Below are 24,154 nucleotides of genomic sequence, written 5' to 3' on the forward strand. Positions count from 1 at the left end.
AGTTCGAAGGTGAAGTGTACGTTCTGAGCAAGGAAGAGGGCGGCCGTCACACTCCGTTCTTCAACGGCTACCGTCCGCAGTTCTACTTCCGCACCACGGACGTAACCGGTGCGTGCACCCTGCCGGAAGGCACTGAAATGGTGATGCCGGGCGACAATGTACAGATGACTGTACAGCTGATCGCGCCGATCGCCATGGAAGAAGGTCTGCGTTTCGCGGTCCGTGAAGGCGGCCGTACCGTGGGCGCCGGTGTGGTATCCAAGGTCATCGAGTGATAGTTAGACAAAAAATGGCCGGGGCGCTTGCCCTGGCCTTTTTTTGTCTCTATAATTTGCGCCCTCTTCGCTGGTAAAGCGCAGCGAAAGAGCGCGATCAACCGGGGCATCGTTCCCGGGCTTGTTTTGACACCCACCACCTTCCGGTTGGATAGGTTGGGCGGGCTTTTTGCCATCTAATGAATGGTTCGAAACAGTCTGGAGTTTGTTAGCTATGGCTAACCAAAGAATCCGCATCCGTCTCAAGGCTTTTGATCATCGACTGATCGATCAGTCCGCCCAGGAGATCGTGGATACGGCAAAACGGACGGGTGCGCAGGTACAGGGGCCGATTCCCCTGCCGACGCGCAAAGAACGGTTTACGGTGCTGATCTCTCCGCATGTGAACAAAGATGCACGAGACCAGTACGAGATCCGCACTCACAAGCGGCTGGTGGATATCGTCGAGCCCACGGATAAAACCGTGGACGCGCTGATGAAGCTGGACCTGGCTGCTGGTGTGGACGTGCAGATCAGCCTGGGATAACTGGCCTGAGAGAAAGCTCAGACCTGCAACTACGGGCGGTTCAACCGCGACAGGTTGTAAAGAGGTAAACAATGGCGATTGGTGTAATCGGTCGGAAATGCGGGATGACCCGGGTGTTCACTGAAGAAGGTGTCAGTGTTCCCGTCACCGTGATTGAGGTGACCCCGAACCGGGTGAGTCAGGTCAAGACCGACGAGACAGATGGCTACGAAGCCGTGCAGGTAACGGTGGGTGAGCGCCGGGCCAACCGTGTGACCAAGCCGCAGGCGGGGCACTATGGTAAGGCAGGTGTGCAGGCCGGCCGTAAAGCGGGCGAGTTCCGCGCCGAAGCGGGCGAGCTGCAGGCCGGCTCTGAAATCACCCTGGAAATTTTCGAGGCAGGTCAGTCCGTGGACGTGACCGGCACTTCCAAGGGGAAGGGCTTCGCGGGTGCCGTGAAGCGTTGGAATTTCCGTACCCAGGATGCCACTCACGGCAACTCTCTGTCCCACCGGGCGCCCGGCTCCATTGGTCAGAACCAGACCCCGGGGCGGGTGTTCAAGGGCAAGAAAATGGCCGGTCATCTGGGCGCCGAGCGCGTCACGGTTCAGAACCTGGAAATCGTGCGTGTGGATGCGGAAAAGAATCTGTTGCTGGTAAAGGGTGCCATCCCCGGTGCGGCCGGTGGTGATGTGATCGTGCGCCCGGCAGTGAAGGCGAAGGCCTGAAAGAGGAATAGAGGATGAATCTCAATACTGCCTCTGGAGGTACCGTAACCGTTTCCGAAGTCGCCTTCGGCAAGGACTTCAACGAGCCTCTGGTTCATCAGGTTGTGACCGCTTTTCTGGCCGGTGCCCGTCAGGGTTCCAAGGCTCAGAAAAATCGTGCCGCGGTAGCGGGCGGTGGTCGCAAGCCCTGGCGTCAGAAGGGAACGGGTCGGGCCCGCGCGGGTACTATTCGCAGCCCGCTGTGGCGTGGCGGCGGCAAGACGTTCGCAGCTGAACCCCGCGATTTTTCCCAGAAAGTGAATCGCAAGATGTACCGCGGCGCGCTGCGCTGCATTCTGTCCGAGCTGGTGCGTCAGGAGCGCCTGGTGGTGGTCGACGAGTTCGCCATCGAAGCGCCCCGGACCAAGGAAGTGGCCACCAAGCTGAAGGATCTGGCGCTGAGCAGCGTGCTGATCGTCACCAGTGAAGTGGACGAGAATCTCTACCTGGCGGCGCGTAACCTGCCGAAGGTGGACATTCGCGACGCCAAGGGTGTGGATCCGGTCAGCCTGATCGCCTTCGAGAAAGTGCTGATCACTGTGCCGGCTCTGAAGCAGCTTGAGGAGGCGCTGGCATGAACAGAGAACGTATTTTTAGCGTGCTTCTCGCGCCGCATGTTTCCGAGAAGTCCACCCTGGTGGCCGAGCAGGGCAACGCTTTCGTGTTCAAAGTAGCGAAAGATGCCAACAAGCTGGAAATCAAGAAAGCGGTGGAAAGCCTGTTCGACGTGAAGGTGCAGTCCGTTCGCACCCTCAACGTGAAAGGCAAGCAGAAGTTCTTTGGCCGCATCTCCGGCAAGCGCGCGGGCTGGAAAAAAGCCTACGTGTCTCTGGCGGAAGGCCAGGACATCGATTTCCTGGGCGCAGAGTAAGGTAAGGGAGTAAGGAATCATGGCGATTGTAAAAACCAAGCCGACTTCCCCGGGCCGCCGCTTTGTCGTCAAGGTGGTCAGCGAGGAGCTCTACAAAGGCGCTCCGTATGCACCGCTGCTGGAAGCCAAGAGCAAGAACGGCGGCCGTAACAACAACGGTCGCATCACCACTCGCCACAAAGGCGGTGGTCACAAACAGAAGTACCGTCGTGTCGACTTCCGTCGCAACAAGGACGGGGTGCAAGGTGTGATTGAACGGATCGAATACGATCCCAACCGCTCCGCGCACATCGCCCTGGTCAAGTACCTGGACGGCGAACGTCGCTACATCCTGGCGCCGAAAGGCCTCAAGGCTGGCGACCGGGTTCAGTCCGGCGAAGACGCGGCTATCAAAGTCGGCAACGCGCTGCCGCTGCGCAACATCCCGCTGGGTTCCACGGTTCATAACGTGGAAATGAAGCCCGGCAAGGGTGGTCAGCTGGCACGCTCCGCCGGTACTTCTGCACAGGTTCTCGCGAAAGATGGTGGCTATGTAACCCTGCGTCTGCGCTCCGGCGAGATGCGCAAGGTTCACGCCGAGTGCGTCGCCACCATCGGTGAAGTCTCTAACAGTGAGCACAGTCTGCGCTCGCTGGGCAAGGCCGGCGCGAAGCGCTGGCGGGGTGTTCGCCCGACCGTACGCGGTGTGGCGATGAACCCGGTGGATCACCCGCACGGTGGTGGTGAAGGCCGCACCTCTGGTGGTCGTCATCCGGTAACCCCGTGGGGTGTTCCCACCAAGGGCCACAAAACGCGTACCAACAAGCGCACCTCCAAGATGATTGTGCGCGACCGTCGTAAGTAAGGGATAGAGAGAGGTTCAGGCTGTGCCACGTTCACTGAAGAAAGGTCCGTTTCTGGATCACCACCTGCTCAAGAAGGTGGAAGAAGCGGTGGAAGCCGGCTCCCGTAAGCCGATCAAAACCTGGTCCCGTCGCTCCATGATCATCCCGGAGATGGTGGGTTTGACCATCGCGGTGCATAACGGCCGTCAGCATGTGCCGGTAATGGTCACTGAGCACATGGTGGGCCACAAGCTGGGCGAATTCGCCCTGACCCGCACTTACCGCGGGCACATCGTGGACAAAAAGGCTAAGCGATAAGGTGACAGCCATGGCGACTGAAGTTGCAGCCCGTCTGCGGGGCGCAAGAATTTCGGCTCAAAAGGCCCGGCTGGTGGCAGACCAGATCCGTGGTCTCGAGGTGGAGAAGGCGTTGAATGTTCTCGCCTTCAGCCCCAAGAAGGCGGCCCGGATTGTTAAAAAGGTGCTGGAGTCCGCGATTGCCAATGCGGAAAACAACGAAGGCGCCGACGTGGATGAGCTGAAAGTATCCACGGTCTTCGTGGATGAGGGCACGTCGATGAAGCGTATTCGCCCGCGCGCCAAAGGCCGCGCCGATCGCATTCTCAAGCGCACTTGCCACATTACTGTGAAAGTCTCGGAAGGTCAGGAGTAACCAGATGGGTCAGAAAGTTCATCCGATCGGTATCCGCCTGGGCATCGTCAAGGAGCACAACTCCCTGTGGTATGCCGGGCCGAAAACCTATTCCGACTGCCTGGTTACCGATCTGCAGGTGCGCGAGTATCTGTTTAAGCGACTGAAGAACGCGTCCGTGAGCCGGGTGAAAATCGAACGTCCCTCCGAGAACGTTCGTATCACCATCTCCACTGCGCGTCCCGGCATCGTGATCGGTAAGAAAGGTGAGGATGTGGAGCGCCTGCGCCGTGACGTGGCCGCCATGATGGGTGTGCCCGTACACATCAATATCGAGGAAGTGCGCAAGCCCGATCTGGATGCGCGTCTGGTGGGCGATAACATCGCCGGTCAGCTGGAGCGTCGCGTGATGTTCCGCCGCGCCATGAAGCGGGCCGTGCAGAACGCCATGAAAGCCGGCGCGGAAGGCATTCGGGTACAGCTGTCCGGTCGCCTGGGTGGCGCCGAGATCGCTCGTACCGAGTGGTACCGTGAAGGTCGGGTTCCGCTGCACACTCTGCGTGCCGATATCGACTACGCCAGCGTCCGTGCGGAAACTACCTACGGCACCATTGGCGTCAAGGTCTGGATCTTCCGTGGCGAAGTGCTTGGTGGCATGGAGCAGGTTCAGGAAGAGCAGAAGCAGCAGTCCAAGGGCGCCAAGAAGCGCGGCCGCGGTTAAAGGGTAACGAACGATGTTGCAGCCGAAGCGTACCAAATTCCGGAAAGTTCAGAAGGGCCGTAACCGCGGCCTGGCACAGCGGGGCAGCAAGGTGTCTTTCGGCACCGTGGGTCTGCAGGCCACCGGTCGTGGCCGGATCACCGCTCGCCAGATCGAAGCCGCGCGTCGTGCCATGACCCGTCATATCAAGCGGGGCGGTAAAATCTGGATTCGTGTGTTCCCCGACAAGCCGATTACCCAGAAGCCCCTCGAGGTTCGGATGGGTAAAGGTAAGGGTAACGTGGAGTACTGGGTGGCCCAGATTCAGCCGGGTCGCATGCTCTACGAAATGGAAGGTGTTTCAGAAGACGTGGCGCGTGAAGCGTTCCGTCTTGCCGCGGCGAAGCTGCCTATCAGCACCCGCGTTGTGACTCGGACGGTGATGTAAGCCATGAAAGCGAGTGAACTGAGAGAAAAGAGTGTGGAAGAGCTGCAGAACCAGCAGCTCGAGTTGCTGGAGCAGCAATTCAAGCAGCGCATGCAGCTTGCATCCGGGCAGCTTTCACAAACCCATAACCTCGGGAAGGTTCGCCGTGACATCGCACGGGTTAAGACCATTCTGAGAGAGAAGCAGGGTAACTAGTCATGGCAGAAGCGAAAGAGAAACTGCGCCGGACCGCGACTGGCAAAGTGATCTCCAACAAGGGTGATAAGACCATCACCGTGTTGGTAGAGCGCCGGGTTCAGCACCCCATTTATGGAAAGATCATCAAGCGGTCCACGAAGTTGATGGCGCATGATGAACAGAATCAGTGCAACGAAGGCGACCTCGTCACTATCGAAGAGTGCCGTCCGCTGTCCAAGCGTAAAACCTGGACGCTGGTGACCGTGGTGGAGCAGACCAACAAGGTCTGACCGACGTTGCTGTGGCTGCCTGCAGGGCAGGAGTTGGAGAGAGTAAGCGATGATTCAGACCGAAACCATGCTCGAAGTCGCCGATAACAGCGGCGCGCGTCGAGTGCAGTGCATCAAGGTGCTGGGTGGTTCCCACCGCCGCTATGCAGGCATTGGTGACATCATCAAGGTCACAGTAAAGGAAGCGATTCCGCGCGGCCGCGTCAAGAAAGGTGACGTGATGACCGCGGTGGTGGTGCGCACCCGTCGTGGCGTGCGTCGCCCGGATGGCTCCGTGATTCGTTTCGATGAAAACGCCGCGGTGCTGCTGGGTAACAACAAAGCGCCGGTAGGTACCCGGATTTTTGGCCCGGTGACTCGTGAACTGCGTACCGAGCAGTTTATGAAGATCATTTCACTGGCACCGGAAGTTCTTTAAAGGCGGGTGAAGGCAATGCTCAAGATCAAGCGTGATGATGAAGTCATCGTAATCGCGGGCAAGGACAAAGGTAAGCGCGGCAAGGTACAACGCGTGCTGCCGAACGGCCGCCTGGTAGTGGCCGGTGTGAACGTGGTGAAGAAGCACGTACGCGCCAATCCTAACCGCGGAATCCAGGGTGGCATCGTGGAACAGGAAGCGGGAATCGACGCTTCCAACGTGGCCATTTGGAATGCCAAGGCCGAGAAGGCGGACCGCGTGGGTTTCCGCGTCGAGGACGGCCGTAAGGTGCGTTTCTTCAAGTCCAACGGCGAACCGCTGGACGCGTGAGGACAGGTGGACCATGAGTGATCTGAAGAAGGTTTACAACGAAGAGATCGTTCCGAAGCTCAAAGAGCAATTCGGTTACGATAACGTCATGGAAGTGCCGAAAATCACCAAAATCACCCTGAACATGGGTGTGGGTGAAGCGGCGGCGGACCGCAAGGCGATGGAAGGTGCCTTGTCCGACATGACCGCGATCGCCGGCCAGAAGCCGCTGGTCACCAAGGCACGCAAGTCCGTGGCGGGTTTCAAAATTCGCGAGGGCTGGCCGATTGGCTGTAAGGTGACTCTGCGTAACCGTCGTATGTACGAGTTTCTGGAGCGCCTGGTGTCCGTGGCCATTCCGCGGGTACGCGACTTCCGTGGTCTGAACCCCAAGTCCTTTGATGGCCGGGGTAACTATTCCATGGGCCTGCGCGAGCAGATCGTGTTCCCGGAAATTGATTTCGACAAGGTCGATAAGCTGCGTGGTCTGGATATCACCATCACCACCACGGCGAAGACCGATGACGAAGCACGCGCGCTGCTGCGCGCCTTCAACTTCCCGCTGAAGGGCTGAGAGGATTCATGGCAAAGGTCTCTATGAAAAATCGGGAGGCGAAGCGCGCCAAGCTGGTTCAGCGTTACGCCGCCAAGCGTGAAGCGCTGAAAGCTGTCATCCAGGATCCCAACGCCGAACCCGAGGCGAAGTGGGAAGCCCAGATCCAGCTTCAGAAACTGCCGCGCGACTCCTCCCCGGTACGCCAGCGTAATCGCTGCCGGATCACCGGTCGTCCGCACGGCTACTACCGTAAATTCGGTTTGAGCCGCATCAAGCTGCGCGAAGCAGCGATGCGCGGCGACGTCCCCGGCCTGGTTAAAGCCAGCTGGTAATCGAGTAAAAGCGGAGCGATTGCGGCATGAGCATGCAAGATACCCTGGCGGATATGTTTACCCGTATCCGTAACGCGCAAATGGCCCGGAAGAGCAAGGTGGAAATCCCCTCTTCCCGGACTAAAGAGGCCATTGCCAAGGTACTGAAAGAAGAAGGTTACATCGAAAGCTTTTCGGTGGCTGGCGATAAGAAGCCGGTCCTGACCGTTGAGCTTCGGTATTTCGAGGGCCAGCCGGTGATCGAGAAGATCGCCCGGGTGAGCCGCCCCGGCCTGCGCGTTTACAAGAACGCTGGTGATATTCCCAAGGTCAAGGGCGGTCTGGGCGTGATGGTCGTGTCCACCAACCAGGGCATTCTTTCCGATCGCGCGGCACGCCAGGCCAACGTCGGCGGCGAGCTGATCTGCGAAGTGTCCTGACGGTGACGGTGTAGACGGGTTAGGTGCAGCAATGTCTAGAGTAGCGAAGAATCCGGTTAAATTGCCCAGCGGTGTCGAAGTAAAAGTCGACGGCGCCAAGGTGTCCGTCAAGGGCAGCAAGGGCAACCTGGAACACGAAGTGCACGAACAGGTGGTAGTGTCTGTGGACGACGGTGTATTCACCGTCAAGCCGCGCGAGGAATCCCAGCAAGCCTGGGCACTGGCGGGCACCACCCGGGCCTTGGTGAACAACATGGTCACTGGCGTGTCCGAGGGCTTTGAGCGCAAGCTGGTCCTCAACGGCGTGGGTTACCGCGCCCAGGCGCAGGGCAAGACCCTGAACCTGACGCTGGGGTTCTCTCATCCGGTGGCTTACCAGCTGCCCGAGGGCATCACCATCGAGACTCCGACCCAGACCGAAATTGTCATCCGGGGCATTGATAAGCAGCTGGTGGGTCAGGTTGCAGCCAATGTCCGTGGTTTCCGTCCGCCCGAGCCCTATAAAGGCAAGGGGGTGCGCTATGCTGATGAGCAAGTGCGCCGTAAGGAAGCCAAGAAGAAATAATCGTTGAGACTAGAGCCATGATGGACAAGAAAGTTGCACGTCTGCGCAGGGCCAAACGTACTCGCCTGAACATCCGCGAGTCCGGCCAGATTCGTCTGTCCGTACATCGCACCCCGCGCCATATCTATGCACAGATTACCAGCGCGGCCGGTGACCAGGTTCTGGTTGCGGCGAGCACGGTGGAGAAGGACCTGCGTGGCGGGGCGACCGGCAATGCCGACGCCGCCGCCAAAGTGGGCGAAATGATCGCGAAGCGCGCCAAAGAGGCGGGCATCGAGCGCGTCGCCTTTGACCGTTCCGGTTTCCGTTACCACGGTCGTATCAAGGCGCTGGCGGATGCTGCGCGCGAAAACGGGCTTGAATTCTAAGGGTGCTTGGTTATGGCGAAAGTTGATCCCAACGAAGGTCTCCAGGAGAAGCTGGTTCAGGTGAACCGGGTCGCCAAGGTGGTCAAAGGCGGCCGGATCTTCGGCTTCACCGCGTTGACCGTGGTGGGCGACGGCAAGGGCAAAGTGGGCTTCGGCCGCGGCAAGGCACGTGAAGTGCCTGCAGCGATCCAGAAAGCCCTGGAAGCGGCCCGCCGCAATATGATTCAGGTGGATCTGAAAGGCTCTACCATCCAGCACCCGATCAAGGCGCGTCATGGGGCCTCCAAGGTCTACATGCAGCCCGCCGATGACGGTACCGGTGTAATTGCCGGCGGTGCCATGCGCGCCGTGCTGGAAGTGGCCGGCGTACAGAACGTACTGGCCAAGTGTTACGGGTCCACCAATCCGGTGAACGTGGTGCGGGCAACCTTCAACGGCCTCAAGCAAATGTCCTCCCCGGAATCGGTGGCGGCCAAGCGTGGCAAGTCCGTTGAAGAGATTCTCGGCTAAGCGCACACAGACGGAAGCTTAAACATGGCTGACAAGATCAAAGTAACCCAGGTTAAAAGCACCAACGGTCGGCTCGAGGGCCACAAGGCCTGTGTGCGCGGTCTCGGGCTGCGCCGCATCGGTCACACCGTTGAAGTCGAAGATACGCCTGCGGTGCGCGGCATGATCAACAAAGTCGCGTACCTGGTACGGGTAGAGGGAGAATAAGCGATGCGTCTCAACGATCTGCATCCGGCTGACGGTTCCCGTCCGCAAGAGAAGCGGGTAGGCCGTGGTATCGGCTCCGGCCTGGGTAAGACCGGTGGCCGTGGTCACAAAGGTCAGAAATCCCGCTCCGGTGGTACCGTGAAGCCTGGTTTCGAAGGCGGTCAGATGCCGCTGCAGCGCCGCGTGCCCAAGTTTGGCTTTACCTCCAAACTGGCCATGGCCACCGCCGAGGTTCGCCTCGAGGAACTGGCCAAGGTGGAAGGCGACGTGGTTGATCTGAACACTCTGAAGAAAGCCGGCGTGGTGCGCTCCGACAAGCGTCGCGCCAAGATCGTGCTGCGTGGCGGCATCGATCGTGCGGTCACCGTCCGTGGCGTTGCGATCACCAAGGGTGCGCGCGAAGCGGTGGAAAAGGCCGGCGGCAAAATCGAAGAGTAAAAGGCGGGGTTATGGCCAAGAACCGTGCACAAACTTTGAAGAACAGCACCGGGGCCTCCGGCGGCGCTACCCGTGAATTGGGGCGCCGCATTGCGTTTCTGCTGGGCGCCCTGGTGGTGTTCCGCATCGGTGCGCACATTCCGGTGCCGGGGATGAACCCGGACGCGTTGCAACAGATGTTCAACAACAACCGGGATACCATTCTTGGCCTGTTCAACATGTTCTCGGGCGGTTCGCTGGAGCGCATGAGTATTTTTGCGCTCGGCATCATGCCCTACATCACCGCGAGCATCGTGATCCAGCTGATGAGCGCCGTGGTGCCCTCCCTTGAGCAGCTGCGCAAGGAAGGGGAACAGGGACGCCGCAAGATCACCCAGTACACCCGGTATCTGACCGTGGTTCTGGGCCTGGTGCAGTCGTTCGGCGTGGTCGCCGGCCTGAAGAGCCAGGGCATCACCCTGTTGCCGGAAGCGGCAAGCTCCCTGCAGGTGGCGAGCTTCTACTTCGTGGCGGTGAGCACCCTGGTGACCGGTACGGTATTCCTGATGTGGCTGGGTGAGCAGATCACCGAGCGCGGCATCGGTAACGGCATTTCGATGCTGATCTTCGCTTCCATCGTGGCCGGTCTGCCCGGCGCGGTGGCGCAGACCTTCGAGTCCGCCCGTCAGGGCGACCTGAGTCTGCTGGCCATGCTGCTGGTGTTCCTGGTGGCGGTGGCGGTGATCTTCGGCGTGGTGTTCGTGGAACGTGGTCAGCGGCGTATCACCGTGAACTACGCGCGGCGCCAGCAGGGCCGCCGGGTGTACGCGGCCCAGCAGAGCCATCTGCCGCTGAAGGTGAACATGGCGGGCGTGATTCCGGCCATCTTCGCCAGCTCGATCCTGCTGTTCCCGGCGTCCATCAGCCAGTGGTTCAGCACCAGCAATCCGGACTCCTGGTGGGGCCAGACGCTGCGCACCGTAAGCGATGCGCTGCTGCCCGGCACGCCGCTGTACATTTTGCTGTTTACCCTGGCGATCGTGTTCTTCTGCTACTTCTACACGGCGCTGGTGTTCAACCCGAAAGACGTGGCGGACAACCTGAAGAAATCCGGGGCCTATATCCCGGGTATTCGTCCCGGTGAACAGTCCGCCCGTTATATCGATACGGTGATGGGCCGCCTCACGCTGATCGGCGCGGTCTACATGACCCTGGTTTGTTTGCTGCCCCTGGGGCTGCAGGCGGTCTGGAACGTGCCTTTCTATCTGGGCGGCACCTCACTGCTGATCGTGGTGGTGGTGGTGATGGACTTCTGGTCGCAGGTCAATTCGCACCTGATGTCCACCCAGTACGAAAAGTTGATGAAAAAGGCCAACCTGAAAGGGTATGGCGGCACCGGTCTGGTGCGTTAACGGCCCGCGGGCCAAAGGTAAAACGAGGCGAGTGCGATGAAAGTTCAGGCTTCTGTGAAGAAGATCTGCCGCAACTGCAAGGTGATCCGTCGTAAGGGTCGCGTCATGGTGATCTGCAGTGCCGAACCCCGGCACAAGCAGCGCCAGGGCTAAGGCTCTGTCGGGGCAGAACTTCTTTCCTTGGATTTGGTTGAAATTCAGTCGGTGTGACGCTAGACTCTTCCGCCTTTCGGCGCCAGAGCCTGGCACCACCGCGTTGTGAATCGGAGATATTCGGATGGCCCGTATTGCAGGCGTTAACATCCCGGACAACAAGCATACGGTGATTTCCCTCACCTATATTTTCGGGATCGGCCGCACCCGTGCTCGCAGCATCTGCGAGCAGACCGGCATCGACCCGACGGCCAAGGTTCGTGATCTGTCCGGCGACCAGCTGGACGCGATCCGGGCCGAAGTGGCCAAGGTTTCCACGGAAGGCGATCTGCGCCGGGAAATCAACATGAACATCAAGCGCTTGATGGATCTCGGCTGCAACCGTGGCATCCGTCATCGCCGCAGCCTGCCCCTGCGCGGGCAGCGCACGAAAACCAATGCCCGGACCCGTAAGGGCCCGCGGAAACCGATCCGCAAGTAAGTCCTGATTTGGATTGAGCAACATGGCTAAAGCGAAAAGAGACAGTGGCGCACGTCGGAAGAAGGTAACGCGGACCGTTGCGGACGGTATCGCGCACGTACACGCTTCTTTCAACAACACCATCATTACCATCACCGACCGTCAGGGCAACGCGCTGTCCTGGGCGACCTCCGGTGGTGCGGGCTTCCGTGGTTCACGTAAGAGCACCCCGTTCGCGGCACAGGTAGCCGCCGAGAACGCGGGCAACGCCGCCAAGGACTATGGCCTGAAGAACCTGGAAGTGCGCGTGAAGGGCCCCGGCCCGGGCCGCGAGTCCTCTATTCGCGCCCTCAATGCCTGTGGCTACAAAATCACCCACATCCAGGACGTGACGCCGATTCCGCACAACGGCTGTCGTCCGCCCAAGAAGCGCCGCGTGTAACGGGAGTTAGAGCAAGATGGCAAGATACATCGGTCCCAAATGCAAGCTTTCCCGTCGTGAAGGCACTGACCTGTTCCTGAAGAGCGGCATTCGTCCGCTCGACTCGAAGTGCAAGGCGGAACAGCCCCCGGGCCAGGCCGCCGGTGGCCGTCGCCCCGGTCGTCTGTCCGATTACGGCGTGCAGCTTCGTGAAAAGCAAAAAGTTCGTCGTATGTACGGCGTTCTGGAGAAGCAGTTCCGCAGCTACTACAAGAAAGCCGCGCGTTCCCGTGGCGCCACCGGCGAGGTGCTGCTGCAGCTGCTGGAAGGTCGCCTGGACAACGTGGTTTACCGCCTTGGTTTCGGCGCCACCCGCTCCGAAGCCCGTCAGCTGGTGGCCCACCGCGCCATTCTGGTTAACGGTCAGAGCGTGAACATCGCCTCTTATCAGGTAGCGCCCGGTGACGTGGTCAGCGTGCGTGAGAAGTCCAAGAACCAGCTGCGCGTGAAGAACGCCATGGAGCTGGCTCAGCAACGCGGCTTCCCGACCTGGGTGGAAGTGGACGAGAAGAAGCTGGAGGGCACGTTCAAAGCCCGTCCGGAACGGATCGATCTGCCGGCCGAGATCAACGAAAACCTGATCGTCGAGCTGTACTCCAAGTAACGACTGCCTGAGGGATCTCTATGACCGCCGTGAACGAATTTCTCACGCCCCGCTCGATCGCGGTCAACGCGATCAGCGAGACCCACGCCAAGGTCGTTCTGGAGCCTCTGGAGCGTGGTTTTGGCCACACTCTGGGCACCTCGCTGCGCCGCATTCTGCTGTCCAGCATGCCCGGGTGCGCGATCACCGAAGTGGAGATCGAAGGCGTACAGCACGAATACTCCTCCATCGATGGCGTTCAGGAAGATGTGATCAACATCCTCCTCAACCTCAAGGGCGTTGCCCTGAAGATGGACGATCGTGAAGAAGCTACCCTGGAGCTGGTGAAGAAAGGTCCGGGCGATGTTACCGCTGACGACATCCAGCGCGATCACAGCGTGGAAATCGTCAATCCGGAGCATCTGATCTGCACCATCACCGGTGACACCGAGCTGCGCGTGCGCATGAAAGTGCGCAAGGGCCGTGGCTACGAAGCCGCCGACAGCCGTCAGAACGATGACGACGAGACCCGTGGCATCGGCCGCCTGCAGCTGGACGCCAGCTACAGCCCGGTACGCCGCGTGGCCTATGTGGTGGAAGCGGCCCGGGTGGAGCAGCGCACCGATCTGGACAAGCTGGTGATCGATCTGGAAACCGACGGCACCATTGACCCGGAAGAGGCGATCCGTCGCGCGGCGACCATCCTTCAGCAGCAGATCGCGGTGTTTGTCGATCTGGAGCAGGATTCCAAGCCGGAACCGAAGCAGGAACGTGAGGAAATCGATCCGATTCTGCTGCGCCCGGTGGACGATCTGGAACTGACCGTTCGCTCCGCCAACTGTCTGAAGGCGGAGAACATCTACTATATCGGTGATCTGGTACAGCGTACCGAGGTGGAACTTCTGAAGACGCCCAACCTGGGCAAGAAGTCTCTCACCGAGATCAAGGACGTGTTGGCCTCCAAAGGCCTGTCGCTGGGCATGCGCCTGGAAAACTGGCCGCCGGTCAGCCTCCGGGACGATGACCGGCTAAACACCAAGTTGCGTTAATCGATTTTAGGAACAGAACCATGCGCCATCGCAAGAGCGGCAGAAAACTGAATCGGAACAGCTCACACCGTCAGGCCATGTTCCGCAACATGGCGGTGTCGCTGTTTGAACACGAAGCGATCAAGACCACCCTCCCCAAAGCCAAGGAGCTGCGTCGGGTGGCTGAGCCCCTGATCACCCTGGCCAAGGAAGACTCCGTGGCGAACCGCCGTCTGGCGTTTGACCGTACCCGGTCCAAGGAGATGGTCGGCAAGCTCTTCAACGAGCTGGGCCCGCGCTACAAAGAGCGTCCCGGTGGCTACCTGCGGATCCTGAAAATGGGTTTCCGCGCTGGCGACAACGCGCCCATGGCGTACGTTGAGCTGGTGGATCGCCCGGAAGGCGAGGCCGTCGAAGCCGAATAAGCCCGCCGGCCGTTCGCGGCCGCGAGCTGAAACAAAACCCCCGCCCCGGAAACGGCGCGGGGGTTTTGTTTTGCCCGGCATTCCCAGGCCCAGATCCGTAGGAGCGACTTCAGTCGCGATTGATCGGTCGACTGTCGCCTTTGATCGCGACTGAAGTCGCTCCTACAAGTCGCTGCTACAGCTGGCCCAAAAGCCGTGCCGGATATCCCGCGGACACAAAAAAGCCCGACCCACTGGCGTGGGCCGGGCTTTTTATTGCCGGTGCGGATCAGGCCGCGTCGGTGCTCACCGAATGGCGGATCAGGTGGTCGAAGGCGCTCAGCGCCGCCTTGGCCCCTTCACCCACCGCGATCACGATCTGCTTGTAGGGCACCGTGGTCACGTCGCCGGCGGCGAACACACCGGGTACCGAGGTTTCGCCGCGCCCGTCGACGATGATTTCGCCGTGGGGGGAGAGCTCCACGCTGCCTTTCAGCCAGTCGGTATTGGGCAGCAGGCCGATCTGCACGAACACGCCAGCCAGCGTCACACGGTGCTCTTCGTCGGTTTTCCGGTCTTTGTACACCAGGCCGTTCACGCGGCCGTTTTCGCCGGTGATTTCAGTGGTCTGGGCACTCACCAGCACGGTCACGTTGGGCAGGCTGTGCAGCTTCTTCTGCAGCACCGCGTCGGCGCGTAGCTTGTCGTCGAATTCCAGCAGGGTCACGTGCTTGACCACGCCGGCCAGGTCGATGGCCGCTTCCACGCCGGAGTTGCCGCCGCCGATCACCGCCACGTCCTTGCCCTTGAACAGGGGGCCGTCGCAGTGCGGGCAGTAGGCCACGCCCTTGCCCTGGTAGTCCGCTTCGCCGGGCACGTTGATCTTGCGCCAGCGGGCGCCGGTGGCCAGCACCAGGGTCTTGGACTTGAGGCTGGCGCCGGAGGCGAACCGTACCTCATGCAGGCCGCCCTCGGAGGTGGCCGGAATCAGCTTTTCGGCGCGCTGCAGGTTCATGATGTCCACCTCGTAGCTGCGCACATGGCTTTCCAGTGCGGCGGCCAGCTTGGGACCTTCGGTTTCCTGTACCGAGATAAAGTTCTCGATGGCGTTGGTGTCCAGTACCTGGCCACCGAAGCGCTCCGCCGCCACGCCGGTGCGGATGCCCTTACGGGCCGCGTAGATGGCGCTGGCCGCGCCGGCCGGGCCGCCGCCGACCACCAGAACGTCAAAGGCTTCCTTGGCGTTCAGCTTCTCGGCGTCACGCTCGGCGGCGCCGGTGTCCAGCTTGGCGATGATTTCCTCCAGTTCCATGCGGCCCTGGCCGAACGGTTCGCCGTTCAGGAACACGCTGGGTACCGCCATCACTTCGCGGTCTTCCACTTCGTCCTGGAACAGGGCGCCGTCGATGGCCACGTGCTGAATGTTCGGATTCAGCACCGCCATCAGGTTGAGCGCCTGGACCACGTCCGGGCAGTTCTGACAGGACAGGGAAAAGTAGGTCTCGAACCGGAAGTCGCCGTCCAGCGCCTTCACCTGCTCGATGACTTCGTCGCTGGCCTTGGGCGGGTGGCCGCCAACCTGCAGCAGCGCCAGTACCAGCGACGTGAATTCGTGCCCCATGGGGATGCCGGCGAAACGCAGGCTGATGTCGCCATCGATACGATTCAGGCTGAAGGAAGGCTTACGGGCGTCGTCGCCGTCCTCGCGCAGGCTGATCTTATCGGACATGCCTTCGATTTCCTGCAGCAGCTCCGACAGTTCCCTGGATTTGTCGCCATCGTCCAGGGACGCCACCATTTCAAACGGTTGCGTGATGCGCTCCATGTAGGATTGCAATTGGGTTTTCAGATTGGCGTCCAGCATGCCGGTCTCCATGAGCAAATAAGGAAAGGGTAGGGGGGGGAGGCCCGGGCAGGGTGCCCGGGCCGGGATCTCACCGGTTAAGGCGTGATCAGATCTTGCCAACCAGATCCAGGGACGGTGCCAGGGTTTCTTCGCCTTCTTTCCACTTGGCGGGGCACACTTCGCCCGGATGGGCGCGCACGTACTGTGCGGCTTTCACTTTGCGCAGCAGATCGGAGGCGTCACGGCCGATGCCTTCGGCGGTGATTTCCAGAGCCTGGATTACGCCGTCGGGATCGACGATGTAGGTGCCACGGTTGGCCAGGCCTTCGTCTTCACGCAGCACTTCGAAGTTACGGCTGATGGCGGCGGTGGGGTCGCCGATCATGGTGTACTTGATCTTGCCGATGGTTTCGGAGCTGTCGTGCCACGCTTTGTGGGTGAAGTGGGTGTCGGTGGAAACGGAGTAGATCTCCACGCCCATCTTCTGGAACTCTTCGTAGTGGTCCGCCACGTCACCCAGTTCGGTGGGGCACACGAAGGTGAAGTCGGCCGGATAGAAGAAGAACACCGCCCAGTTGCCTTTTACATCGGCGTCGGTGACTTCGATGAATTTGCCATCCTTGAACGCCTGGGCCTTGAACGGTTTGATCTCGGTGTTGATTACAGACATGTCTTAAAGCTCCTCTGTTTCAGAGTGGTCAACGTGACACCCTCTAAGATAGGGTGTCGGGTGTGATATTAATAATGAATTGCGGAAATAATCATGATTGGCTTCTCCTATGGGCGGATTGGCCTCAGTTTTCCTCCTCCCTGGCGCGCAGGGCGGCCTCCGCCTCGCGCATCCAGTCGTCGCCCAGCTGCTGCTGGACATAGTCACGGATGAATTGTCGGACCTTCTGGGACGGGGTAACGTCTTCCCGAGCACACAGCTGCTCGAACACGGCCTTCTTGCGCGGGTCGATCAGCAGGGTCAGGCGGGCGGTGCGTTTTTCCACGGTGCCTCCGGGGGATGGTCCTGGAAGAGTATGTTAATTTGGTTAACATATGATTTGAGTTTGATTCCAATATAATGGCCACCAATCTTTTTTCAACCGGGCCGGGGCCTTCCATGTCGCATCGCTCGCATCTGTTTTCGCTGCGTCCCGCTCACGCGTTGCGCGAGAGCCTTTCCGAGGGCTATGACGCGCGCCGCCTGGGCCGGGACCTGACCGCCGGCCTCACCGTCGGTCTGATCGCCATCCCGCTGTCCATGGCCCTGGCCATCGCCAGTGGCGTGGCGCCGCAGTACGGTCTCTACACGGCGATCATCGGCGGCTTCCTGATCGCGCTGCTGGGCGGCTCCCGCTACAGCATCTCCGGGCCCACCGCCGCCTTCGTGGTGATCCTCTATCCGGTGGCCCAGAACCACGGCCTCACCGGCCTGCTGCTGGCCACCATGATGGCCGGCGTACTGCTGGTGGCCATGGCGGTGCTGCGCCTGGGCCGGCTGATCGAGTACATCCCGCCGCCGGTGACCCTGGGCTTCACCGCCGGCATCGCGGTGGTGATCGCCACGCTGCAGATCAAGGACTTTCTCGGCTTGCCGCTGGAGGCGCTGCCGGCGTCCTTTCCGGCCAAGCTGGCGGCGCTGGTCACGGCGCTGCCGGCGCTGCACCCGGCCAGCCTGACGGTGGCGGTGGCGACCCTGGCCACCCTGTTGATCTGGCCGCGGCTGAAAACCCCGCTGCCGCCGCACCTGCCGGCGGTGCTGGTGGGGGCCTTGCTGGCGCTGTGGTTCAACCACCACGGTGCCCAGGTGCCGACCATCGCGTCCCGCTTCCACTATGTGCTGGACAACGGGCTCAGCGGCCAGGGTATTCCGCCGGTGCTGCCGGAGCTGGCCTGGCCCTGGGCCCGCCACGGCGAGACCCTGGCCTGGGGCGCGTTGTGGGAGATGGCGGTGAGCCTGGTACCCACCGCCTTCGCCATCGCCATGCTGGGGGCGATTGAATCGCTGCTGTGCGCGGTGGTGCTGGACGGCATGACCGGCCGCCGTCACAGCGCCAACAGCGAGCTGTTGGGGCAGGGCATCGGCAATATGGTGGTGCCCCTGTTTGGCGGTATCACCGCCACCGCGGCCCTGGCCCGCTCCGCCGCCAACTACAAGGCCGGCGCCCAGAGTCCGGTGGCGGCCATGGTGCACGCCCTGGTGGTGCTGCTGGCGATGGTGGTGCTGGCCCGCTGGCTCGGTTATCTGCCGATGCCGGCCATGGCGGCGCTGCTGATGCTGGTGGCCTGGAACATGAGCGAGGCGCCCAAGGCGCTGAAGCTGGTGCGCCGGGCGCCGCTGAGCGACGTGCTGGTGTTCCTGACCTGCTTCGGGCTGACCGTGTTGGTGGACATGGTGGTGGCCATTACCGTGGGCGTGGTGTTGGCGGCACTGTTGTTCGTCCGGGAGATCGCCGCCATGACCCGGGTCGCCGATATCACCCGCTCGTCCCGGGTCAGCGACTATCAGCCGCCGGCGGATTGGGGCGTGTTCAAGATCAGCGGTGCGCTGTTCTTCGCCGCCGCCGACCGGGTGTTCGCGGAACTGGCGGAGCTGGCCGGGGAGCGGCGGGTGCTGGTGCTGTATATGGACGGCGTGCCGGTGATGGACGCCGGCGGTCTGGCGGCCCTGGAGGGTTTCCTGGCCCGTTGCGAGCAGGCCGGCACCCGGGTGCGAATCGCCGACCTTCAGTTCCAGCCGCTCAAGACCCTGGCCCGGGCCGGCGTGCTGCCGCGCGAGGGCGCCTGGTCCTTCCACTCGACGCTGGATGACGCCCTGCGGGCGCCGGCGTGAGGCCCTGACTTTACGCGATTTTGCGATTGGGCCTCTTGTTTTCCTTCCGTGCCATCGGCATCACTAGGGGTACCCCATACCCCTTTTATCCATGCACGCAGGGAGAAACTATGAGCGAAAAACAGCCTTTCCTGACCGATATAAAGACTCTCCGGGAGCGCGCCCGCAATCATATCGAGCAGGGCGCCGTCACCGCCGGCTACGCCGCCGACCGGGAAACCGTGCTCAAGTTGCTCAACGAGGCGCTCGCCACCGAGATCGTCTGCACCCTGCGCTACAAGCGTCACTACTACATGGCGGATGGTTTGAACGCGAAAATCGCCGCCGATGAATTCCTCGAGCATGCCCAGCAGGAGCAGCAACACGCGGACTGGCTGGCGGAGCGCATCGTGCAACTGGGCGGCGCCCCGAACTTCTCCCCGGAAGGCCTGCAGAGTCGCAGCCACGCCGAGTACGTGGAAGGCGAGACGCTCAAGGAGATGGTCAAGGAGGACCTGATCGCCGAACGGATCGCCATCGACAGCTACCGGGAGATCGCCACCTATCTGGGCGACAAGGACCCCACCACCCGCCGCATCATGGAAGAGATTCTCGCCCAGGAGGAAGAGCACGCCGACGACATGGCGGCCATTCTGGAAGCGCTTTGAGCGGCGCCAAGCGATCCGACGACAGGGAAACAGTGGAGGAACGGCGAGTGAGCAAGCCCGAACGAGAGCGCCGCCACGGCAAGACCGTGGCGGGCATCCAGGTGCGCACCAATAAGGAGCGTGAACTGCAGCCCGAGGACGCCCAGCTGGACCGGCTGTGGGAGAAGTTCAACGACGAGCGGCTGGCCGACTCGATCCCCGACAAAGCGGCGGGATCGCCGGTCTACGGTGTCTATACGGAGTACGACAACGGCGCGGAGGGTGACTACAGCGTGCTGGCCGGCGTCGAGGTCACCGACGAAACCAAGGTGCCGGACGACTACGCCACCCTGACCCTGGAGGCCGGGGAATACCTGGTGTTTCGCGGGCAGGGCACGGGCACGGACGCGGCCATGGAGGTTTGGAGCCAGATCTGGCACCACTTCGAGGCGGACGATGCCCCGGAGCGGACCTTCCTGACCGATTATGAGGTGTACGAGGTCGACCGCGTCACCATCTATGTGGGTGTTAAAGAACAGGTGGGTGCCGAATAACCGGTGGGCGTTAAACAAACGGTGGTCGCCAGCCAGGGGCGCGCTCAGCCGCGTACCCGGCGACCCCGGTAGATCACCTCCCTGCCTGATTCCGCCCGCTGCTCTTCGGTGGGGCGCGGCGCCGGCTCCGGCAGCGGCTGCCCCCGGTACATGCGGCGGGCGGGCGCCTTGTCCGCCACCGCCGGCGTTTCCGGCGCCGCCTCCTCCGCTTCCTCATCGATCCGTGTCATCAGGCGTTTCAGTTCGTCGGACCCGCTGCGTCGGGCGTAGTCGCCCAGCGTCTGGCGCAGGTCCGGATCGGTCAGCGACAGCCGTACCCCGAACTCATCCCGAATCAGCCGGCGGCACTGGTTCACCAGCGCGACCACGCGATAGTGCATCAGCCAATGGGTGTTGATTCCCCCGCTCATGGTCCCTCCATGACGTAGTCCTGGACCTGGAAGAACCAAGCAGCTTCCGTGCCAGAGCGAATCAGGGAGCGTATTTGGCGTTATAGACCGTCGATAAGTAGGGGTTAATCCCGAGCTTGAATTCCGGGCGAGTGCCCGAGCCCAGCATCTGAGAGCTCCACAGTACTTGCCCGTCGCTGATGCGGATCACCGCCATGTCGGTCAGCACGTCGCCGCCATCGGCCACCACGCCACTGCCGCCGGGCAAGGCGCTGAAAATGGCGGCCGTGGCGATTTTTGCGCCTCTCGCGCCGGGCGTGTCGGTCCAGCCGATTACACGGGACGCCAGGATGCAGCAGTTGTCGCTGGCGGCATCCCGAATGGCTTCGGGAATGGAAACACTGGTGGCGGCGACCGGGTCCTGTAGCTCGGGTACGCCGAACACCGGGGTGGCTTTGATCAGCGCTTCGGGGTCCTTCGCCGGTGTCCAAAGTGCATCATAAAAGGTCCGAACCGCTTCCGATTGCGGCTCTTCCCGGGCCACCATCGGCGATAAGGTCACCTGGTAGCCCGCCGCGGGACCGTTCATGGTATCCAGCAGCGGTTCCGGCATCGAATCGGGTTCCGTTTCCTCGTTTTTCTCCTCTCCGTTCATGGCCCGGTAGGACAGCGAAAAACGGGGAGGCAGCACCAGCAGAGTATCGAAGCTCTTCGGTTGTTCATTGAAGGACGCGCGGGGATAGCTTTTTACACAGAACGAGGTCTGGCAGGTCATATGCTCATGGGCGGCTTGTAGCCCCGCGCAGCCTGTCAGCAAAACCACAGGCAATAGCGCCGTTATTCTTATCATTTTTTCTTCACCAGCATCGGTTTGAGAAAGCGGCCGGTATGGCTGCCCTTGGTTTTCGCCACCTGCTCCGGGGTGCCTTCGGCGATGATGCGGCCGCCGCCGTCGCCGCCTTCCGGGCCCAGGTCGATAAGCCAGTCGGCGGTTTTGATCACGTCCAGGTTGTGCTCGATCACCACGATGGTGTTGCCGTGGTCACGGAGCCGGCTGAGCACATCCAGCAGCAGTTGGATATCCTGAAAATGCAGGCCGGTGGTGGGTTCGTCAAGAATGTACAGGGTGCTGCCGGTGTCACGGCGGGACAGCTCCCGGGCCAGTTTGACCCGCTGGGCCTCGCCGCCGGACAGGGTGGTGGCCGCCTGGCCCAGCTTGATATAGCTCAGGCCCACGTCGAGCAGGGTCTGCAGCCGGCGCTGCAGGGCCGGTACCGCGTCGAAGAACTCCCGGGCTTCCTCGATGGTCATCTCCAGGACTTCGTAGATGTTCTTGCCCTTGTAGGTGACTTCCAGGGTTTCCCGGTTGTAGCGGCGCCCTTCGCACACTTCGCAGGGCACGTAGATGTCCGGCAGGAAGTGCATTTCCACCTTGATCACGCCGTCACCCTGGCAGGCCTCGCAGCGGCCACCCTTGACGTTGAAGCTGAAGCGGCCGGGTTTGTAGCCCCGGGCGCGGGCTTCCTGGGTGCCGGCGAACAGTTCCCGCACCGGCGTGAAAATGCCGGTGTAGGTGGCCGGGTTGGAGCGCGGCGTGCGGCCGATGGGGCTCTGGTCGATGTCCACCACCTTGTCCAGGTGCTCCAGCCCCTCCAGTTTCTCGTGGGGGCCGGCTTTCAGGGTGGAGGCCTTGTTCAACTTGGTGGCGGCCAGCGGGTAGAGGGTGTGGTTGATCAGGGTGGATTTGCCCGAGCCGGACACCCCGGTGATGCAGGTAAGCAGCCCCAGGGGCACGTTCAACGGGTCGCCCTTGAGATTGTTGCCGGTGGCGCCGAACAGGGTCAGCCACTGGTCCTTCTCGTTCTGGTGGCGGCGCTCCGGCACCGCGATGCGCTTGCGGCCGGAGAGGTAGTCGCCGGTCAGTGACTCCTTGTTGGCGGCCACCTGTTTGGCGGTGCCCTGGGCCACCACGCGGCCACCGTGAACGCCGGCGCCGGGGCCGATATCGATCACATAATCGGCGGTGCGGATGGCGTCCTCGTCGTGCTCCACCACCAGCACCGTATTGCCCAGGTCACGCAGCCGGGTGAGGGTGTTGAGCAGGCGTTCGTTGTCGCGCTGGTGCAGGCCGATGGAGGGCTCGTCGAGCACGTACATCACCCCCACCAGGCCGGCGCCGATCTGGCTGGCCAGGCGGATGCGCTGGGCCTCGCCGCCGGACAGGGTTTCGGCGCTGCGCTCCAGGGTCAGGTATTCCAGGCCCACGTTGACCAGAAACTGCAAGCGGTCGCGGATCTCCTTGAGAATTTTCTCGGCGATCTCGCCACGGCTGCCGCTCAGCTTGAGGTTGTCGAAGTGGGAGAAGGCCTTGCCCACCGCCAGGCGCACCACCTCGGGCAGGGTGGTTTCGTTGATGAACACATGGCGGGCCGCTTCACGCAGCCGGGAGCCGTCGCAGCTGGGGCAGGTGGAGGTGGACAGGTAACCGGCCAGTTCCTCGCGCACCGCCTCGGACTCGGTGTCCCGGTAGCGCCGCTCCATGTTGGGCAGAATGCCCTCGAACGGGTGGTTGCGTTTGATGATGTCGCCGCGATCATTGAGATAGCGGAACTCCACGCTGTCCTTGCCGGTGCCGTAGAGAATCTTGCGGCGGGTGGCCTTGGGCAATTTCCTGAACGGCTGGTCCATGTCGAAATCCAGGCTCTGCGCCAGGGCATTGAGCATCTGGAAGTAATAGACATTGCGCCGGTCCCAGCCACGGATCGCGCCCTCCGCCAGGGACAGCTCGTCGCTGGTGATCACCTTGTCCTCGTCGAAGAACTGCTTGACGCCCAGGCCGTCACAGCTGGGGCAGGCGCCGGCCGGGTTGTTGAACGAGAACAGGCGCGGCTCCAGCTCGGGGATCGAATAGCCGCAATGGGGGCAGGCGAACTTGGCGGAGAAGGTGGTTTCCTCGCCGCCGCCCTCCATGGGCGCGATTACCGCGATGTCGTCGGCCAGCTTGAGCGCCGTCTCGAAGGACTCGGCCAGGCGGTTCTGCAGGTCGCCGCGCACCTTGAAGCGGTCCACCACCACCTCGATGGTGTGCTTCTTGTTCTTGTCCAGGCTGGGGGCCTCATCCAGGTCGTGGATGCGGCCGTTCACCCGGGCGCGGATAAAGCCCTGGGCGCGCAGCTCCTCGAACAGGTTCAGGTGCTCGCCTTTCTTCTCGCGGATCACCGGCGCCAGCAGCATCAGTTTGCTGCCTTCCTCCATGGCCAGCACCTGATCGACCATCTGGCTGATGGTCTGTGCCGCCAGGGGCGCGCCGTGTTCCGGGCAGCGCGGCTCGCCCACCCGCGCGAACAGCAGCCGCAGGTAATCGTAGATCTCGGTGATGGTGCCCACCGTGGAACGCGGGTTGTGGCTGGTGGATTTCTGCTCGATGGAGATCGCCGGGCTCAACCCTTCGATGTGGTCCACATCCGGCTTTTCCATCATCGACAGGAATTGGCGGGCATAGGTGGACAGCGACTCCACATAGCGGCGCTGCCCTTCGGCGTAGAGGGTATCGAACGCCAGGGAGGATTTGCCGGACCCGGACAGCCCGGTGATCACCACCAGCTTGTCGCGGGGGATGTCGAGATCCACGTTTTTCAGGTTATGGGTGCGCGCGCCCCGAACCAGAATGGTATCCATGAGATGGCGAGCCCTCGGCTACTGTCAGAATGAACAGTGCAGTATAGACGAAAGATCGTGAAGGGGAAAAGAAAGGTCGCCGCGCAAGGCGTCCGGCGGGGGGGAACCG

At 61.8% G+C, this 24,154-nt stretch carries 38 protein-coding genes; 32 read left to right on the top strand and 6 right to left on the bottom strand.

All coding sequences use genetic code 11. The features are described 5' to 3' along the window. From FGS76_RS01055 to rplQ, 29 genes are all read left to right on the top strand, one after another. On the top strand, positions 1-275 hold a 275-nt coding region (locus FGS76_RS01055; RefSeq protein ID WP_476726663.1), incomplete at its 5' end, for an EF-Tu C-terminal domain-related protein. A 214-nt stretch (positions 276-489) separates the two neighbouring features. Beyond that, positions 490-801 carry a 30S ribosomal protein S10 gene (gene rpsJ, locus FGS76_RS01060; protein ID WP_067612426.1) on the top strand — a complete coding sequence of 104 codons (312 nt, stop codon included), beginning with the start codon at positions 490-492 and terminating at the stop codon, positions 799-801. Positions 802-872: 71 nt separating this feature from the next. Next, positions 873-1,508, top strand: coding sequence for a 50S ribosomal protein L3 (gene rplC, locus FGS76_RS01065; RefSeq protein WP_138770774.1), 636 nt, complete (start codon positions 873-875; stop codon positions 1,506-1,508). Positions 1,509-1,522: 14 nt separating this feature from the next. Then, positions 1,523-2,125 carry a 50S ribosomal protein L4 gene (gene rplD, locus FGS76_RS01070; RefSeq protein WP_138770775.1) on the top strand — a complete coding sequence of 201 codons (603 nt, stop codon included), beginning with the start codon at positions 1,523-1,525 and terminating at the stop codon, positions 2,123-2,125. After that, entirely contained in the window at positions 2,122-2,418 is a 297-nt protein-coding gene (gene rplW / locus FGS76_RS01075) for a 50S ribosomal protein L23 (RefSeq protein ID WP_138770776.1), read from the top strand. The genes rplD and rplW overlap by 4 nt, the downstream gene beginning before the upstream one ends. A 19-nt stretch (positions 2,419-2,437) precedes the next feature. Continuing rightward, positions 2,438-3,262 (top strand): 50S ribosomal protein L2, encoded by an 825-nt coding sequence (gene rplB / locus FGS76_RS01080; RefSeq protein ID WP_138770777.1) that lies wholly within the window; start codon positions 2,438-2,440, stop codon positions 3,260-3,262. A gap of 22 nt (positions 3,263-3,284) precedes the next feature. Then, on the top strand, positions 3,285-3,560 hold the full coding sequence (gene rpsS, locus FGS76_RS01085; protein ID WP_138770778.1) for a 30S ribosomal protein S19: 276 nt from the start codon (positions 3,285-3,287) through the stop codon (positions 3,558-3,560). Positions 3,561-3,570: 10 nt separating this feature from the next. Further along, positions 3,571-3,915 carry a 50S ribosomal protein L22 gene (gene rplV, locus FGS76_RS01090; RefSeq protein ID WP_138770779.1) on the top strand — a complete coding sequence of 115 codons (345 nt, stop codon included), beginning with the start codon at positions 3,571-3,573 and terminating at the stop codon, positions 3,913-3,915. Positions 3,916-3,919: 4 nt separating this feature from the next. Further along, positions 3,920-4,615 carry a 30S ribosomal protein S3 gene (gene rpsC / locus FGS76_RS01095; protein ID WP_138770780.1) on the top strand — a complete coding sequence of 232 codons (696 nt, stop codon included), beginning with the start codon at positions 3,920-3,922 and terminating at the stop codon, positions 4,613-4,615. A gap of 13 nt (positions 4,616-4,628) precedes the next feature. Beyond that, positions 4,629-5,042 (top strand): 50S ribosomal protein L16, encoded by a 414-nt coding sequence (rplP, locus tag FGS76_RS01100; RefSeq protein ID WP_138770781.1) that lies wholly within the window; start codon positions 4,629-4,631, stop codon positions 5,040-5,042. Positions 5,043-5,045: 3 nt separating this feature from the next. Further along, positions 5,046-5,237 carry a 50S ribosomal protein L29 gene (gene rpmC / locus FGS76_RS01105; RefSeq protein ID WP_138770782.1) on the top strand — a complete coding sequence of 64 codons (192 nt, stop codon included), beginning with the start codon at positions 5,046-5,048 and terminating at the stop codon, positions 5,235-5,237. A gap of 2 nt (positions 5,238-5,239) precedes the next feature. Then, on the top strand, positions 5,240-5,509 hold the full coding sequence (gene rpsQ, locus FGS76_RS01110; RefSeq protein ID WP_138770783.1) for a 30S ribosomal protein S17: 270 nt from the start codon (positions 5,240-5,242) through the stop codon (positions 5,507-5,509). A 49-nt stretch (positions 5,510-5,558) separates the two neighbouring features. Then, a complete protein-coding gene (gene rplN, locus FGS76_RS01115) occupies positions 5,559-5,927 on the top strand; it encodes a 50S ribosomal protein L14 (protein WP_138770784.1) in 369 nt (122 codons plus the stop codon). A 15-nt stretch (positions 5,928-5,942) separates the two neighbouring features. Continuing rightward, positions 5,943-6,257: a 50S ribosomal protein L24 gene (gene rplX, locus FGS76_RS01120; protein WP_138770785.1), complete on the top strand. Its 315-nt coding sequence runs from the start codon at positions 5,943-5,945 to the stop codon at positions 6,255-6,257. Positions 6,258-6,270: 13 nt separating this feature from the next. Further along, positions 6,271-6,810 (top strand): 50S ribosomal protein L5, encoded by a 540-nt coding sequence (gene rplE, locus FGS76_RS01125; RefSeq protein WP_138770786.1) that lies wholly within the window; start codon positions 6,271-6,273, stop codon positions 6,808-6,810. 8 nt (positions 6,811-6,818) lie between these two features. Beyond that, the gene (gene rpsN / locus FGS76_RS01130) at positions 6,819-7,124 is read left to right on the top strand and encodes a 30S ribosomal protein S14 (protein WP_138770787.1); all 306 of its coding nucleotides are present in this window, start codon (positions 6,819-6,821) and stop codon (positions 7,122-7,124) included. A 26-nt stretch (positions 7,125-7,150) separates the two neighbouring features. Next, positions 7,151-7,543 (top strand): 30S ribosomal protein S8, encoded by a 393-nt coding sequence (rpsH, locus tag FGS76_RS01135; RefSeq protein WP_138770788.1) that lies wholly within the window; start codon positions 7,151-7,153, stop codon positions 7,541-7,543. Positions 7,544-7,574: 31 nt separating this feature from the next. After that, on the top strand, positions 7,575-8,108 hold the full coding sequence (gene rplF / locus FGS76_RS01140) for a 50S ribosomal protein L6 (RefSeq protein WP_138770789.1): 534 nt from the start codon (positions 7,575-7,577) through the stop codon (positions 8,106-8,108). Positions 8,109-8,125: 17 nt separating this feature from the next. Beyond that, complete coding sequence (gene rplR, locus FGS76_RS01145) at positions 8,126-8,476, top strand: 50S ribosomal protein L18 (RefSeq protein ID WP_204429019.1); 351 nt, start codon at positions 8,126-8,128, stop codon at positions 8,474-8,476. Between the two features lie 12 nt (positions 8,477-8,488). Continuing rightward, complete coding sequence (rpsE, locus tag FGS76_RS01150) at positions 8,489-8,986, top strand: 30S ribosomal protein S5 (RefSeq protein ID WP_138770790.1); 498 nt, start codon at positions 8,489-8,491, stop codon at positions 8,984-8,986. Positions 8,987-9,010: 24 nt separating this feature from the next. After that, positions 9,011-9,193, top strand: coding sequence for a 50S ribosomal protein L30 (gene rpmD, locus FGS76_RS01155; RefSeq protein WP_138770791.1), 183 nt, complete (start codon positions 9,011-9,013; stop codon positions 9,191-9,193). A gap of 3 nt (positions 9,194-9,196) precedes the next feature. Continuing rightward, positions 9,197-9,631 (top strand): 50S ribosomal protein L15, encoded by a 435-nt coding sequence (gene rplO, locus FGS76_RS01160; RefSeq protein WP_138770792.1) that lies wholly within the window; start codon positions 9,197-9,199, stop codon positions 9,629-9,631. Between the two features lie 11 nt (positions 9,632-9,642). After that, positions 9,643-11,022 carry a preprotein translocase subunit SecY gene (gene secY, locus FGS76_RS01165; RefSeq protein WP_138770793.1) on the top strand — a complete coding sequence of 460 codons (1,380 nt, stop codon included), beginning with the start codon at positions 9,643-9,645 and terminating at the stop codon, positions 11,020-11,022. 36 nt (positions 11,023-11,058) lie between these two features. After that, positions 11,059-11,175, top strand: a complete 117-nt coding sequence (gene rpmJ / locus FGS76_RS01170) for a 50S ribosomal protein L36 (protein WP_008928865.1) — start codon at positions 11,059-11,061, stop codon at positions 11,173-11,175. Between the two features lie 124 nt (positions 11,176-11,299). Continuing rightward, positions 11,300-11,656: a 30S ribosomal protein S13 gene (gene rpsM / locus FGS76_RS01175; protein ID WP_138770794.1), complete on the top strand. Its 357-nt coding sequence runs from the start codon at positions 11,300-11,302 to the stop codon at positions 11,654-11,656. Positions 11,657-11,678: 22 nt separating this feature from the next. Then, a complete protein-coding gene (gene rpsK / locus FGS76_RS01180; protein ID WP_014996090.1) occupies positions 11,679-12,077 on the top strand; it encodes a 30S ribosomal protein S11 in 399 nt (132 codons plus the stop codon). 16 nt (positions 12,078-12,093) lie between these two features. After that, positions 12,094-12,720, top strand: coding sequence for a 30S ribosomal protein S4 (gene rpsD, locus FGS76_RS01185; RefSeq protein ID WP_138770795.1), 627 nt, complete (start codon positions 12,094-12,096; stop codon positions 12,718-12,720). A gap of 20 nt (positions 12,721-12,740) precedes the next feature. Continuing rightward, entirely contained in the window at positions 12,741-13,748 is a 1,008-nt protein-coding gene (locus tag FGS76_RS01190; protein ID WP_138770796.1) for a DNA-directed RNA polymerase subunit alpha, read from the top strand. A 20-nt stretch (positions 13,749-13,768) separates the two neighbouring features. After that, positions 13,769-14,152, top strand: a complete 384-nt coding sequence (gene rplQ / locus FGS76_RS01195; protein ID WP_138770797.1) for a 50S ribosomal protein L17 — start codon at positions 13,769-13,771, stop codon at positions 14,150-14,152. A 268-nt stretch (positions 14,153-14,420) separates the two neighbouring features. Here rplQ and ahpF read toward each other — a convergent pair whose 3' ends face one another. The 3 genes from ahpF to FGS76_RS01210 form a co-directional block, all read right to left on the bottom strand. After that, positions 14,421-15,995 (bottom strand): alkyl hydroperoxide reductase subunit F, encoded by a 1,575-nt coding sequence (gene ahpF, locus FGS76_RS01200; protein WP_138770798.1) that lies wholly within the window; start codon positions 15,993-15,995, stop codon positions 14,421-14,423. A gap of 88 nt (positions 15,996-16,083) precedes the next feature. Further along, complete coding sequence (gene ahpC / locus FGS76_RS01205) at positions 16,084-16,647, bottom strand: alkyl hydroperoxide reductase subunit C (RefSeq protein WP_138770799.1); 564 nt, start codon at positions 16,645-16,647, stop codon at positions 16,084-16,086. 124 nt (positions 16,648-16,771) lie between these two features. Further along, positions 16,772-16,972, bottom strand: coding sequence for a CopG family transcriptional regulator (locus FGS76_RS01210; RefSeq protein WP_138770800.1), 201 nt, complete (start codon positions 16,970-16,972; stop codon positions 16,772-16,774). Positions 16,973-17,085: 113 nt separating this feature from the next. On the opposite strand from FGS76_RS01210, the gene dauA reads away from it, so the two are divergent. From dauA to FGS76_RS01225, 3 genes are all read left to right on the top strand, one after another. Beyond that, positions 17,086-18,798, top strand: a complete 1,713-nt coding sequence (dauA, locus tag FGS76_RS01215; RefSeq protein ID WP_138770801.1) for a C4-dicarboxylic acid transporter DauA — start codon at positions 17,086-17,088, stop codon at positions 18,796-18,798. Positions 18,799-18,908: 110 nt separating this feature from the next. Beyond that, complete coding sequence (locus FGS76_RS01220; protein ID WP_138770802.1) at positions 18,909-19,445, top strand: ferritin-like domain-containing protein; 537 nt, start codon at positions 18,909-18,911, stop codon at positions 19,443-19,445. Between the two features lie 47 nt (positions 19,446-19,492). Continuing rightward, positions 19,493-19,978 carry a GyrI-like domain-containing protein gene (locus tag FGS76_RS01225; protein ID WP_170214371.1) on the top strand — a complete coding sequence of 162 codons (486 nt, stop codon included), beginning with the start codon at positions 19,493-19,495 and terminating at the stop codon, positions 19,976-19,978. Between the two features lie 44 nt (positions 19,979-20,022). On the opposite strand, the gene FGS76_RS01230 is transcribed toward FGS76_RS01225, so the two are convergent. The 3 genes from FGS76_RS01230 to uvrA all read right to left on the bottom strand — a co-directional run bounded on the left by FGS76_RS01230 (position 20,023) and on the right by uvrA (position 24,045). After that, on the bottom strand, positions 20,023-20,388 hold the full coding sequence (locus FGS76_RS01230; protein WP_138770804.1) for a hypothetical protein: 366 nt from the start codon (positions 20,386-20,388) through the stop codon (positions 20,023-20,025). A 61-nt stretch (positions 20,389-20,449) separates the two neighbouring features. Further along, positions 20,450-21,217 (bottom strand): hypothetical protein, encoded by a 768-nt coding sequence (locus FGS76_RS01235; protein ID WP_170214372.1) that lies wholly within the window; start codon positions 21,215-21,217, stop codon positions 20,450-20,452. Next, positions 21,214-24,045: an excinuclease ABC subunit UvrA gene (uvrA, locus tag FGS76_RS01240; protein ID WP_138770806.1), complete on the bottom strand. Its 2,832-nt coding sequence runs from the start codon at positions 24,043-24,045 to the stop codon at positions 21,214-21,216. Before uvrA ends, FGS76_RS01235 begins: the two co-directional genes overlap by 4 nt. Positions 24,046-24,154 lie beyond the last annotated feature (109 nt).

This window comes from Alloalcanivorax gelatiniphagus (assembly GCF_005938655.1).
GTDB lineage: Bacteria > Pseudomonadota > Gammaproteobacteria > Pseudomonadales > Alcanivoracaceae > Alloalcanivorax > Alloalcanivorax gelatiniphagus.

What these genes read in the sequence shown, in the direction of transcription:
- FGS76_RS01220 (WP_138770802.1), top strand. Translation starts at nt 18,909, where the DNA reads ATGAGCGAAAAACAGCCTTTCCTGACCGATATAAAGACTCTCCGGGAG.
- rpsQ (WP_138770783.1), top strand. Translation starts at nt 5,240, where the DNA reads ATGGCAGAAGCGAAAGAGAAACTGCGCCGGACCGCGACTGGCAAAGTG.
- rplO (WP_138770792.1), top strand. Translation starts at nt 9,197, where the DNA reads ATGCGTCTCAACGATCTGCATCCGGCTGACGGTTCCCGTCCGCAAGAG.
- secY (WP_138770793.1), top strand. Translation starts at nt 9,643, where the DNA reads ATGGCCAAGAACCGTGCACAAACTTTGAAGAACAGCACCGGGGCCTCC.
- rpsC (WP_138770780.1), top strand. Translation starts at nt 3,920, where the DNA reads ATGGGTCAGAAAGTTCATCCGATCGGTATCCGCCTGGGCATCGTCAAG.
- rplW (WP_138770776.1), top strand. Translation starts at nt 2,122, where the DNA reads ATGAACAGAGAACGTATTTTTAGCGTGCTTCTCGCGCCGCATGTTTCC.
- rpmC (WP_138770782.1), top strand. Translation starts at nt 5,046, where the DNA reads ATGAAAGCGAGTGAACTGAGAGAAAAGAGTGTGGAAGAGCTGCAGAAC.
- rplC (WP_138770774.1), top strand. Translation starts at nt 873, where the DNA reads ATGGCGATTGGTGTAATCGGTCGGAAATGCGGGATGACCCGGGTGTTC.
- rpsK (WP_014996090.1), top strand. Translation starts at nt 11,679, where the DNA reads ATGGCTAAAGCGAAAAGAGACAGTGGCGCACGTCGGAAGAAGGTAACG.
- rplQ (WP_138770797.1), top strand. Translation starts at nt 13,769, where the DNA reads ATGCGCCATCGCAAGAGCGGCAGAAAACTGAATCGGAACAGCTCACAC.
- rplN (WP_138770784.1), top strand. Translation starts at nt 5,559, where the DNA reads ATGATTCAGACCGAAACCATGCTCGAAGTCGCCGATAACAGCGGCGCG.
- rpsJ (WP_067612426.1), top strand. Translation starts at nt 490, where the DNA reads ATGGCTAACCAAAGAATCCGCATCCGTCTCAAGGCTTTTGATCATCGA.
- uvrA (WP_138770806.1), bottom strand. Translation starts at nt 24,045, where the DNA reads ATGGATACCATTCTGGTTCGGGGCGCGCGCACCCATAACCTGAAAAAC.
- rplV (WP_138770779.1), top strand. Translation starts at nt 3,571, where the DNA reads ATGGCGACTGAAGTTGCAGCCCGTCTGCGGGGCGCAAGAATTTCGGCT.
- rpsN (WP_138770787.1), top strand. Translation starts at nt 6,819, where the DNA reads ATGGCAAAGGTCTCTATGAAAAATCGGGAGGCGAAGCGCGCCAAGCTG.
- FGS76_RS01190 (WP_138770796.1), top strand. Translation starts at nt 12,741, where the DNA reads ATGACCGCCGTGAACGAATTTCTCACGCCCCGCTCGATCGCGGTCAAC.
- ahpC (WP_138770799.1), bottom strand. Translation starts at nt 16,647, where the DNA reads ATGTCTGTAATCAACACCGAGATCAAACCGTTCAAGGCCCAGGCGTTC.
- FGS76_RS01230 (WP_138770804.1), bottom strand. Translation starts at nt 20,388, where the DNA reads ATGAGCGGGGGAATCAACACCCATTGGCTGATGCACTATCGCGTGGTC.
- rplP (WP_138770781.1), top strand. Translation starts at nt 4,629, where the DNA reads ATGTTGCAGCCGAAGCGTACCAAATTCCGGAAAGTTCAGAAGGGCCGT.
- rpsD (WP_138770795.1), top strand. Translation starts at nt 12,094, where the DNA reads ATGGCAAGATACATCGGTCCCAAATGCAAGCTTTCCCGTCGTGAAGGC.
- FGS76_RS01235 (WP_170214372.1), bottom strand. Translation starts at nt 21,217, where the DNA reads ATGATAAGAATAACGGCGCTATTGCCTGTGGTTTTGCTGACAGGCTGC.
- rplR (WP_204429019.1), top strand. Translation starts at nt 8,126, where the DNA reads ATGATGGACAAGAAAGTTGCACGTCTGCGCAGGGCCAAACGTACTCGC.
- rplX (WP_138770785.1), top strand. Translation starts at nt 5,943, where the DNA reads ATGCTCAAGATCAAGCGTGATGATGAAGTCATCGTAATCGCGGGCAAG.
- rplD (WP_138770775.1), top strand. Translation starts at nt 1,523, where the DNA reads ATGAATCTCAATACTGCCTCTGGAGGTACCGTAACCGTTTCCGAAGTC.
- rpsH (WP_138770788.1), top strand. Translation starts at nt 7,151, where the DNA reads ATGAGCATGCAAGATACCCTGGCGGATATGTTTACCCGTATCCGTAAC.
- rpmD (WP_138770791.1), top strand. Translation starts at nt 9,011, where the DNA reads ATGGCTGACAAGATCAAAGTAACCCAGGTTAAAAGCACCAACGGTCGG.
- rplB (WP_138770777.1), top strand. Translation starts at nt 2,438, where the DNA reads ATGGCGATTGTAAAAACCAAGCCGACTTCCCCGGGCCGCCGCTTTGTC.
- rpmJ (WP_008928865.1), top strand. Translation starts at nt 11,059, where the DNA reads ATGAAAGTTCAGGCTTCTGTGAAGAAGATCTGCCGCAACTGCAAGGTG.
- rplF (WP_138770789.1), top strand. Translation starts at nt 7,575, where the DNA reads ATGTCTAGAGTAGCGAAGAATCCGGTTAAATTGCCCAGCGGTGTCGAA.
- rpsE (WP_138770790.1), top strand. Translation starts at nt 8,489, where the DNA reads ATGGCGAAAGTTGATCCCAACGAAGGTCTCCAGGAGAAGCTGGTTCAG.
- dauA (WP_138770801.1), top strand. Translation starts at nt 17,086, where the DNA reads ATGTCGCATCGCTCGCATCTGTTTTCGCTGCGTCCCGCTCACGCGTTG.
- rplE (WP_138770786.1), top strand. Translation starts at nt 6,271, where the DNA reads ATGAGTGATCTGAAGAAGGTTTACAACGAAGAGATCGTTCCGAAGCTC.
- rpsM (WP_138770794.1), top strand. Translation starts at nt 11,300, where the DNA reads ATGGCCCGTATTGCAGGCGTTAACATCCCGGACAACAAGCATACGGTG.
- ahpF (WP_138770798.1), bottom strand. Translation starts at nt 15,995, where the DNA reads ATGCTGGACGCCAATCTGAAAACCCAATTGCAATCCTACATGGAGCGC.